Genomic DNA, 9180 nt, shown 5'->3' with positions numbered 1-9180 from the left:
GGCGCCGTGCGCGGCCGCCGTACGGGCCTGCTCCGGGTCGTGGTCCGTGAGGTGGACGGCGACGCCGCGCTGGGCCAGGGCGAGGGCGGCGGAGGTGCCGATCAGCCCGGTGCCGATGACGAGTGCGGTTCTCACTGGGCGATGTCCTTGCGGAGTGCGGCCGCGGTGCCCAGGTAGACGTGCGCGATCTCGGAGCGCGGCCGGTCGGACTCGATGTGCGCGAGGATCCGGACGACCCGGGGCATGGCGCCCTCGATGTCCAGCTCCTGCGCGCAGATCAGCGGTACGTCGACGATGCCGAGCTTGCGGGCCGCGGCGGCCGGGAAGTCGCTGTGCAGGTCGGGGGTGGCCGTGAACCAGATGCTGATCAGGTCGTCCGGGGTGAGCCCGTTGCGCTCCAGGACCGCGGTGAGCAGCTCGCCCACCTGCTCGTCCATGTGCCCCGCCTCGTCCCGCTCGAGTTGGACGGCGCCCCGGACCGCTCGTACCGCCACGGCTCTGCTCCTTGCTGATGTACATCCCGGCTCTCTGTACAACCAGCCTAGTCAGCCCGCCCCGGGCCGGTGCGCGGCGCCCGCCTGCCGAGACACCCGGTAGGGAAGGACCCTCGGTGGAGGATCACCGTCGCAGACCGTGACAATGTCACGCGAACGTCACTGTCCCGCCACTTGGGGTGAAACACCTCCGCGCGCCCCTGGACGCCGTCCCCCATGTCCGCTTGCATGGGGGAGGCCGTCCGCGCCACGCCTCGGGGGAGGCTCGTATGAAGCGCTCCGGACCACTTCTCACCCTTCTCGGCGGGCTGTTGCTCGCCCTGTTCATGCTGTCGCTCAACGCGACCACAGGGACCCGCGCCACCTCGTCGTCCACCAGGAACGACCCACCGTCCGCCTCGGCGTCGCCGAGCCCGTCGACGAGCCCGTCGCCGACGAGGACCTCGCCTTCGGCGCGCCAGACGCCCGCCCCGCCGGCCGACGCCGACTACGCGGGCCGCACCGACGACGACTCCGCCGCGATCGCCGTGACACTGCGCGACGGCAAGGCGGTCGCCTACTTCTGCGACGGCCGCGACGAGGAGTCCTGGCTCAAGGGCGAGGTCGAGGACGACGGCGGCATGAAGCTCACGGGCAAGGACGGCGCCGAGCTGAACGGCACGCTGAAGGGGAGGAGCGTCCGCGGCACGGTCGACATCGGCGGTCAGGAGTACGGCTTCACGGCGCCCAGGACCGTCAAGCCCTCGGGGCTGTACCGCGCGACCGCCGACGTACGCGGGGCCGAGGTCGACGGCGGCTGGATCGTCCTGCCGGACGGCCGCCAGGTCGGCATCCTCAAGCGCGACGGCAAGCCCACGACAGCACCGGAGATCGACCCGGAGACGGGGGCGGTGACGATCGACGGGCAGCGGCTCACAGCCCGCCCCGTCGCACCGTGACACGGCGCTCGGCCCACCACGACGCCCCCAGGAACCCCTCACCGCAGGGAGCAGCTCATGACCGTCGACCCGAACGCCGCCACCCAGGACTTCCCGTCCCCGCGCCCCGCCCCCGCCCGGGGCCCCGGCGGCGCCTCCCGCTATCTGGTCCCGGCCCTCGTGGCGTGCGCGGTGGCGGTCGGACTCGGCACCTACGGCAAGGTGCACGACCCGGCGGGCACCGCGTTCAACCTCGCGGGCTTCAGCGGCACGGGCGCCGTGAAGTCATGGCTGGCGACGGCGTCGTTCGGCTTCGCGCTCGTGCAGCTGACGTCGGCTCTGATGATGTACGGCAAGCTGCCGGGCCCGGGCTGGTCGGGGGTGCTGCACCGCTGGTCGGGACGGGCGGCGTTCCTGATCGCGGTACCGGTGGCGGTGCACTGCCTGTACGCCCTCGGCTTCCAGACGTACGAACCGCGCGTTTTGTGGCACTCTCTCCTGGGTTGCTTCTTCTTCGGTGTTTTCAGTGCAAAGATGCTGCTGCTCCGCTCGGAGCGACTCCCCGGCTGGCTCCTGCCGATCGTCGGCGGTCTCGTCTTCACCGCTCTCACGGTCGTCTGGCTGACCTCCGCCCTCTGGTTCTTCCGTACGTTCGGAGTGACGACATGACGATGGGTTCCACGCGGCGCGCGGTGCTGGCCACCGGCGCGGCGGGCACGGCGGCGCTGCTCATGGGGTGCGGTGAGTACGGCGACGACGGCGGCGACTCCGGGGACGAGACCTCGCCGGGGGACGCCGGTACCGGCGGCGGGGAGCTGGCGAGGACGACCGACATCCCGGTGGGCGGCGGCAAGATCTTCAAGGACCGGAAGATCGTCGTGACCCAGCCCGAGGAGGGCGACTTCAAGGCCTTCTCGGCGGTCTGCACCCACGCGGGCTGCATCGTCAGCAGCGTCTCGGACGAGACGATCAACTGTGCGTGTCACGGCAGCAAGTTCAAGATCACGGACGGTGCGGTGGTGAAGGGTCCGGCCACCCAGCCGCTGCCCGCCGAGGAGATCACGGTCGCGGGAAATTCGATTCAGCCGGCCTGAGCCGGCACGTACGCTCCCGGGCATGGAGCCCCCGCACCCGCACGCCCTGGTCCGCGACCACACGATCTACGCCTGCGTGATGGGCTCACGGGCCTTCGGTCTCGCGACGGACGACAGCGACACGGACCGGCGGGGCGTCTTCCTGGCTCCCACCGAGCTGTTCTGGCGCTTCGAGAAGCCGCCGACCCACGTGGAGGGCCCGGCGGAGGAGCAGTTCGGCTGGGAGCTGGAGCGGTTCTGCGATCTGGCCCTGCGCGCCAACCCCAACATCCTGGAGTGTCTGCACTCCCCCTTGGTGGAGCACGTCGACGCCACCGGCCGTGAACTGCTCGCCCTGCGCGGGGCGTTCCTGTCCCGCCAGGCCCACGAGACGTTCGCCCGCTACGCCCTCGGACAGCGCAAGAAGCTCGGCGCGGACGTCCGCACGCACGGCGCCCCCCGCTGGAAGCACGCCATGCATCTGCTCCGCCTCCTGATGAGCTGCCGCGACCTGCTGCGCACGGGCACGCTGATCATCGACGTGGGTGACCAGCGCGAACCCCTGCTGGAGGTGAAGCGCGGCGAGGTCCCGTGGGCCAGGGTCGAGTCCTGGATGGCCCGGCTGGCCACGGAGGCCGAGGAGGCGGCGGCCCGCAGCCCGCTGCCGCCTGAGCCGGACCGGGACCGGGTCGAGGACTTCGTCGTACGGACCCGGCGTGCCTCAGCCCTTCGGGCCGACTCGGACCTTCAGGCCGTCGAGCCGGACGCGGACGACGAAGTCGTGCAGGGCGTCGTAGGCGGACGGGTTCTCCGGCAGCGCTGACAGGGCCTGCTCCTCGTCCAGTACGCCCTGGAGCCGCTCCACGTCCGCCCCGACCCGCTCCTGGTCGACGTCGGCCTTGCCGTGCTCGTGGGCCGCCTTCGCCGCGACGAGGTCCGGGAGATACGCGGGGGCCTCCTCGACCTCCGGGAGCAACGTGGGCAGATGGGCCTGCACCTTGCCGCTGCGCATGAGGTGGACGCCGGTGAGCAGCACCCGGAACGTGTAGAGCAGCGGCTTGAGTTCGCCGGTCTTCTCGAAGAGCCGCCACTGGGTGACGGCGAACCCCCGGTAGTGGTGGGCGTGGTGACGGGTGAGGACCCCGGGGGCGAGCGCGATCAGTTCGCGGTGCGCCTCGCTCGTGTGCACGACGAGCGGGGAGAGCAGCTGCTCCAGCACATAGCCGTTGCGGCGCAGCATCAGCCGGGCGAACTTGCGCAGGTCGTGCGTGACGAGGTCCATCTCGACGCCGTCCCGGTCCCACATCTTCGACCGGGTCTCCTCCGGCTCGCGCAGCCCGACCAGTTCGGCCGCGGGCAGCAGATGCACACCGCGCAGGTCGACGTCCGAGTCGCGCGAGGGGAAACCGTACAGGTGGGCTCCGGAGACGGTGGCGAACAGCAGCGGGTCGGGCTGTTCCGCGACCACGGGGGCCAGGTCGATGTCGAGGGCGTCGGTCATCCCTCAAGCGTCCCAGAGGGCTCCCAGCGAGACGAGGTCACCCTGGTACTCGATCCGGTCCGCCCACTCCGACGGCCAGGCGTCCGGCCCGTGGTAGGCGCCCGCGAAGGCCCCGGTGAGGCAGGCGATGGAGTCCGAGTCGCCCGAGGTGCAGGCGGCGCGGCGCAGCGCGGTGACGGGCTCGTCGACGAAGAGCAGGAAGCACAGCAGCCCGGTGGCGAGGGCCTCCTCGGCGATCCAGCCCTCTCCTGTGGCCAGGCAGGGGTCCGTCTCGGGCGACGGGAGCCGCAGGGCGTCCCGGACCCGGTCCAGGGCCTCCAGGCACTCGTCCCAGCCCCGGGAGATGTAGTGCTCGGGCGAGGGGTCCTGGCTGTAGGTCCACAGGTCGCCGAGCCAGCGCGCATGGTAGCGGGCACGGTTCTCGTACGCGTAGGAGCGCAGCAGGCCGACCAGGCCCATCGGTTCGGTGCCCTGGGCGAGCAGCCGTATCGCGTGGGCGGTGAGGTCGGAGGCGGCGAGGGCGGTGGGGTGGCCGTGGGTGAGGGCGGCCTGCAACTGGGCGGCTCCCGCGCGTTGTTCGTCGCTGAGCGGGCCGATCAGACCGAGCGGCGCGACCCGCATGTTGGCGCCGCAGCCCTTGGAGCCGATCTGGCTGGCGAACTGCCAGGGGTGGCGCTCGACCGCGAGGAGGTCGCAGGCCACCAGGCAGGTGCGGCCGGGGGCGCGGTTGTTCTCCGGCGAGCGGGACCAGTCCACGAACTCCTTGCGGACGGCCCTCTCCAGCGCCTCGGCGCCGAGTGACCCGCGGTCCATGGCCGCCCGCAGCCCGTGCGCCAGCGCCAGCGTCATCTGCGTGTCGTCGGTGACGATCGCGGGCCTCGGCAGCTCCATCTTCCGCCAGGGGCCGCACTTGGCGAGGATCGACGGGATGTCGTTGAACTCCGTCGGGAAGCCGAGGGCGTCTCCGAGGGCGAGTCCGATCAGGGATCCGGTGGCGGAGCGCTTCGTACGCAGCGTCATGGTCATCAGGGCCGTCCTTCCGTGGTGGGTCGCAGCAGGGGCGGGTGCAGGGCGGTGGCCCCACCCGCGCGGTACAGCGCGGCGGGCTTGCCGCGACCGCCGGTCAGGCGGGCGGCGCCGGGCACCTGTTCGACGAAGCCCGGCGTGGCCAGCACCTTGCGCCGGAAGTTGGGCCGGTCGAGCGGAGTGCCCCACACGGTCTCGTAGACCTGCTGCAGCTCGCCGAGCGTGAACTCGGGCGGGCAGAAGGAGGTGGCGAGACAGGTGTACTCGAGCTTGGCGCCGACGCGTTCGTGGGCGTCGGCGAGGATGCGGTCGTGGTCGAAGGCGAGCGGACCGATGGCGTTGAACCGCAGCCACTGGGCCTGTGCCGCGTCACCACCGCCGTGCGGGGAGGGCAGGTCCGGGAACAGCGCGGCGAACGCGACGGTGACGATCCGCATCCGCGGGTCCCTCCCCGGCTCGCTGTAGGTCCGGAGCTGCTCCAGATGGAGCCCGGAGGCGTCCGTGACCCCGGTCTCCTCCGCGAGTTCGCGCCAGGCGGCCTCCTCCGCGGACTCGTCCGGCAGCACGAACCCGCCGGGCAGTGCCCAGCGCCCCGCGTACGGCTCCTGCCCGCGCTCGACGAGCAGCACCTGGAGGGTGCCCGCACGGACGGTGAAGACGGCCAGGTCGACGGTGACGGCGAAGGGTTCGTAGGCGTACTTGTCGTAGCCCTCCGGTGCGGTGCCGTTCGACGCCCCGACAGGTGCGGTCATGCCCGCCGCCCCCTTTATGGTCACCATGACTAATAGTCATACCGACTATAAAAGGGCAGAGGTCGGCGCACAACCCTTTTACGGGGAAAGGGAAGCCAAGAGCGGTGCCGGGAACGGCAAAGGGCCGGCCCCGAAGGCAAACCCGGGACCGGCCCACTGCTCGAACGCGGTGGAACTCTAGAGGTCGACCTCCTGCATCAGCATCCCGACCTCGGTGTTCGACAGCCGGCGCAGCCAGCCCGACTTCTGGTCGCCGAGGGTGATCGGCCCGAACGCGACGCGCACCAGCTTGTCGACCGGGAAGCCGGCCTCCGCCAGCATCCGGCGCACGATGTGCTTGCGCCCCTCGTGCAGGGTGACCTCGACGAGGTAGTTCTTGCCGGTCTGCTGCACGACCCGGAAGTGGTCCGCGCGCGCGTAGCCGTCCTCCAGCTGGATGCCGTCCTTGAGCTGCTTGCCCAGGTCGCGCGGGATCGGGCCCACGATGTGCGCGAGGTAGACCTTCTTCACGCCGTACTTGGGGTGGGTCAGCCGGTGCGCCAGTTCACCGTGGTTGGTGAGCAGGATGACGCCCTCGGTCTCGGTGTCGAGCCGTCCGACGTGGAAGAGCCGCGTCTCGCGGTTGGTCACGTAGTCGCCGAGGCACTGACGGCCCTCGTTGTCCTCCATCGTCGACACGACGCCGGCCGGCTTGTTCAACGAGAAGAACTGGTACGACTGCGTCGCGACGGTCAGCCCGTCGACCTTGACCTCGTCGTTCTCGGGGTCGACGCGCTTGCCCTGCTCCAGGACGATCTCGCCGTTGACCTCGACCCGGGCCTGCTCGATCAGCTCCTCGCAGGAGCGCCGGGAACCGTAGCCCGCGCGCGCGAGGATCTTCTGCAGCCGCTCGCCCTCCTGCTCGGCGCCCGGGAAGGTCTTGGGCGGCTTGACGTCCTTCTTGCCCGCGTACCGCTCGCGGTTGCGCTCCTCCGCCCGCGCGTCGTACTCGCGGGAGGTCGCCGGGGCCCAACGGCCGCGCCCACCGCTCGGGGACTGCTTGGGGCCGCCCTTGGCACCACCGCGGGCCGCGTTGCCCCGCCCGGACTTCGGTCCTTCGTGGGTGGCGTCGGGGCCCACGTCGTAGCGGCGCTCCTCGGGACGGGGCTTGGACTCGCGCTTCGGCCTGTCGTCGCGCCCTCCCCCGCCCTTCGGCTGGGAGCCGCTTCCACCGGACCCGCGAGGCTTACCGCCCCCACCGCTTCCCCGGGGGTTGCCGCGCCCGTTGTTCCTGCCACTGCCGCTGCCACTGCTTCGCATCAAAGTTCCGTCGTCGTCGTGTCGTCTGCATCTGCGTCCGGTGCGTCCGGATCGAACGACGGGACCCCTTCCAGCGTCTCGGCCTCGATCGCCTCCGCCTCCGGGAGGAAGGGCGCGAGCTCCGGGAGCTCGTCCAGGCCGCGCAGGCCCATCCGCTCCAGGAAGTAGTTCGTCGTCCTGTACAGGATCGCACCTGTTTCGGGTTCCGCGCCCGCCTCCTCGACCAGACCGCGTTGGAGGAGGGTCCGCATGACCCCGTCGCAGTTGACTCCCCGCACGGCGGAGACCCTGCTCCGGCTCACCGGCTGCCGGTACGCGACCACGGCCAGCGTCTCCAGCGCGGCCTGGGTCAGCCGGGCCTGCTGCCCGTCCAGCACGAACCGCTCGACGGCTGCGGCGTACTCGGGCCGGGTGTAATAACGCCACCCGCCGGCGATCAGCCGCAGCTCGAAGCCACGGCCCTGTACGGCGTACTCGTCGGCCAGTTCCCTGAGCGCCCTGGCGATCTGACGCCTGGGCCGCTCCAGGATCTTCGACAGGTGCTCCTCCGTCGCGGGCTCGTCCACGACCATGAGGACGGCCTCCAGGGCGGGCTTGAGGTCGAGGTCGGCGACGGTACGCGGACCTGCGGGCACCCCGGTTCTCTCCTCGCTCACGCCTTCTCCTCCTCGGACGGCTCGGGCGGCTCGGGCGGCCGGTCGAACTCGTCCGTGACCACGGGCTCCGCGCCCCCGTCCCCACCGGTCCACCGCACGACGAGATCCCCGAGCGCGGTCTCCTGGTCGAGGGCCACGGCCTTCTCCCGGTAGAGCTCCAGCAGGGCGAGGAAACGGGCGACGACCGTGAGGGTGTCGTCGGTGTCCGCGACGAGCACCCGGAAGGACGCCTCCCCCAGCTCCCGCAGCCGCGCGACGACGATCCCGGCCTGCTCCTGCACACTGACCAGCGGCGCGTGGATGTGATCGACGTACACCTGCGGCTTCGGCTTCGGCTGCATCGCCTTCACGGCCAGCCTGGCGAATCCTTCCGCCCCGATGCTGATGACCACCTCGGGCAGCAGCTGCGCGTGCTGCGGCTCCAGCCCGACGGTCCGCGGGTACCGCCGCGCCTCCTCGTCCAGCCGCCGGTTGAAGATCTCCGCGATCTGTTTGTACGCGCGGTACTGCAGCAGCCGGGCGAAGAGCAGGTCCCGCGCTTCGAGGAGCGCCAGGTCGGCTTCGTCCTCGACCTCGGCGGCGGGCAGCAACCTGGCCGCCTTCAGATCCAGCAGCGTCGCCGCGACCACCAGGAACTCGGTCGTCTCGTCCAGGTCCCAGTCCTGCCCCATCGCCCGGATGTGCACCATGAACTCATCGGTGACCTTGGAGAGCGCGACCTCGGTGACGTCCAGCTTGTGCTTCGAGATCAGCTGCAGGAGGAGGTCGAAGGGCCCCTCGAAGTTGGCGAGCCGAACCTTGAAGACCCCGTCGTCGGATTCTCCGGCCTGGTCGGACACATCCGGCACAGCGCCGGCTTCGGCTTCGGCTTCGGCTTCGGCTTCGGCTTCGGCTTCGGCTTCGGCAGGGACGACGGCGGGCGGTTCCACGTCACCGCCGCCGGCGCTGTGGGCAGGCGTTCCGCAAGGCGGAACGGGTGGGCACAACGCCTCACCGGCCTCGGCCGAAGACCGCTCCTGAGCCGAGGACTCGCCCGTGTCCGGCTCGACCGGCGGAGCCAGGGGCCCCCTCCCCAGCGCACGCCGACGACCGCCCGAACCGCCGGAGGCCGCCGCAGAGGAGTCATACGAGGTCATAACCCCCGCAGGCTACCCCTACCGCCCACGAAGCCGTCGTACGAGGATGCTCGCGTCCCCTCGGGACTCCAGATCCGCCAGCACCACGGCGACGGCCTCCCGCACGATGCGTCCGCGGTCGACGGCCAGCCCGTGCTCCCCGCGCAGCACCAGCCGCGCGTGTTCGAGATCCATGAGCTCCTCGGCGGAGACGTACACCGTGATCTTCTCGTCGTGCCGCTCCCGCCCACTGGGGCGGCGCCCGGAGCCCCGCCCCCGCTTGCGGGGCGCGGCGGTGGCAGAACCTTCCTGCGGCTGCGGCTGACGCCCGGCAGCGACAGCCCGCT

The 9180-nt window shown here is 71.3% G+C and carries 12 protein-coding genes and 1 pseudogene; 4 read left to right on the top strand and 9 right to left on the bottom strand.

Features of this window, described 5'->3' with window-relative positions; translation table 11 throughout:
- A partial coding sequence (locus tag AWZ10_RS50370; RefSeq protein ID WP_159058321.1) for a 3-hydroxyacyl-CoA dehydrogenase NAD-binding domain-containing protein occupies positions 1–135 on the bottom strand: 135 nt, incomplete at its 3' end.
- Positions 132–494: a chorismate mutase gene (gene aroH, locus AWZ10_RS22540; protein ID WP_037702127.1), complete on the bottom strand. Its 363-nt coding sequence runs from the start codon at positions 492–494 to the stop codon at positions 132–134. The genes aroH and AWZ10_RS50370, both read right to left, overlap by 4 nt.
- A 269-nt stretch (positions 495–763) precedes the next feature.
- Here aroH and AWZ10_RS22535 point away from each other — a divergent pair, with 269 nt between their 5' ends.
- The 4 genes from AWZ10_RS22535 to AWZ10_RS22520 are packed head-to-tail and all read left to right on the top strand — an operon-like array spanning position 764 to position 3307.
- Positions 764–1432, top strand: coding sequence for a hypothetical protein (locus AWZ10_RS22535; protein ID WP_060891907.1), 669 nt, complete (start codon positions 764–766; stop codon positions 1430–1432).
- A 57-nt stretch (positions 1433–1489) separates the two neighbouring features.
- A complete protein-coding gene (locus tag AWZ10_RS22530; protein ID WP_060891906.1) occupies positions 1490–2080 on the top strand; it encodes a DUF6529 family protein in 591 nt (196 codons plus the stop codon).
- Positions 2077–2505, top strand: a complete 429-nt coding sequence (locus AWZ10_RS22525; RefSeq protein WP_046702659.1) for a Rieske (2Fe-2S) protein — start codon at positions 2077–2079, stop codon at positions 2503–2505. The genes AWZ10_RS22530 and AWZ10_RS22525 overlap by 4 nt, the downstream gene beginning before the upstream one ends.
- Positions 2506–2527: 22 nt before the next feature.
- Positions 2528–3307: a nucleotidyltransferase domain-containing protein gene (locus AWZ10_RS22520; protein WP_060891905.1), complete on the top strand. Its 780-nt coding sequence runs from the start codon at positions 2528–2530 to the stop codon at positions 3305–3307.
- Here AWZ10_RS22520 and AWZ10_RS22515 read toward each other — a convergent pair.
- The 7 genes and pseudogenes from AWZ10_RS22515 to AWZ10_RS22485 form a co-directional block, all read right to left on the bottom strand.
- Complete coding sequence (locus AWZ10_RS22515) at positions 3206–3985, bottom strand: nucleotidyltransferase domain-containing protein (protein WP_046702657.1); 780 nt, start codon at positions 3983–3985, stop codon at positions 3206–3208. The genes AWZ10_RS22520 and AWZ10_RS22515 overlap by 102 nt on opposite strands.
- A gap of 3 nt (positions 3986–3988) precedes the next feature.
- Positions 3989–5011 carry an ADP-ribosylglycohydrolase family protein gene (locus AWZ10_RS22510; RefSeq protein ID WP_046702656.1) on the bottom strand — a complete coding sequence of 341 codons (1023 nt, stop codon included), beginning with the start codon at positions 5009–5011 and terminating at the stop codon, positions 3989–3991.
- Entirely contained in the window at positions 5011–5763 is a 753-nt protein-coding gene (locus tag AWZ10_RS22505; RefSeq protein ID WP_046702655.1) for an NUDIX hydrolase, read from the bottom strand. The genes AWZ10_RS22510 and AWZ10_RS22505 overlap by 1 nt, the downstream gene beginning before the upstream one ends.
- A gap of 177 nt (positions 5764–5940) precedes the next feature.
- Entirely contained in the window at positions 5941–7062 is a 1122-nt protein-coding gene (locus AWZ10_RS22500; protein WP_060891904.1) for a pseudouridine synthase, read from the bottom strand.
- Positions 7062–7718, bottom strand: a complete 657-nt coding sequence (gene scpB / locus AWZ10_RS22495; RefSeq protein ID WP_037702151.1) for an SMC-Scp complex subunit ScpB — start codon at positions 7716–7718, stop codon at positions 7062–7064. The genes AWZ10_RS22500 and scpB overlap by 1 nt, the downstream gene beginning before the upstream one ends.
- On the bottom strand, positions 7715–8854 hold the full coding sequence (locus tag AWZ10_RS22490) for a segregation and condensation protein A (RefSeq protein ID WP_079104425.1): 1140 nt from the start codon (positions 8852–8854) through the stop codon (positions 7715–7717). Before AWZ10_RS22490 ends, scpB begins: the two co-directional genes overlap by 4 nt.
- 18 nt (positions 8855–8872) lie before the next feature.
- Positions 8873–9180: pseudogene (locus AWZ10_RS22485) on the bottom strand (hypothetical protein); the annotation flags it as partial.

The organism is Streptomyces europaeiscabiei (genome assembly GCF_001550375.1).
In the GTDB taxonomy this organism is placed as follows: domain Bacteria; phylum Actinomycetota; class Actinomycetes; order Streptomycetales; family Streptomycetaceae; genus Streptomyces; species Streptomyces europaeiscabiei.
Note: the sequence above shows the minus strand (reverse complement) of the source record. Positions and strands in the feature narration are given on the sequence as shown.